The following is a 422-nucleotide window of genomic DNA, read 5'->3' on the forward strand; positions in this document are numbered from 1 at the left end:
AAATCACCGTCCCAGAACTCTGAGACCGGTGAATCATGCAACCATGCCGGGCGCAACACCCTTTTGGGTCAGGCTCTAAGGGGTACGGCTCGATCGAAATCCACGGGAACGTGGATACTGAAGACCGAAGCATCCTCGTGCTCGGCCCTGGCATCACCCGACAGGCCGTCACGATGGAAAAGGGTGCCAATGGCGAACTGATATTGCGCGACGGGATCGCGGGCGATCGGGTTACGCTCGTCGACTATTTCAACGGTTCGACCTGGGGACCGCAAGTTATTCAATTCGACGACGGAACCTATTTAACAAGAGCTGAGGTCATCAACAGCATCAACTCCGCACCCATCGCGCACAACGACCTTGCGGCGACCGACGAGGAGACGCCGCTGGTGCTGTCGGCTGCGAGCCTGCTCGCCAACGAC

1 protein-coding gene is annotated in these 422 nt (G+C 58.5%); it reads left to right on the forward strand.

Features of this window, described 5'->3' with window-relative positions:
• Nucleotides 1-110: 110 nt before the first annotated feature.
• A partial coding sequence (locus F1193_RS16945; protein WP_170263744.1) for a calcium-binding protein occupies nt 111-422 on the forward strand: 312 nt, incomplete at its 3' end.

This window comes from Blastochloris sulfoviridis, assembly GCF_008630065.1.
In the GTDB taxonomy this organism is placed as follows: domain Bacteria; phylum Pseudomonadota; class Alphaproteobacteria; order Rhizobiales; family Xanthobacteraceae; genus Blastochloris; species Blastochloris sulfoviridis.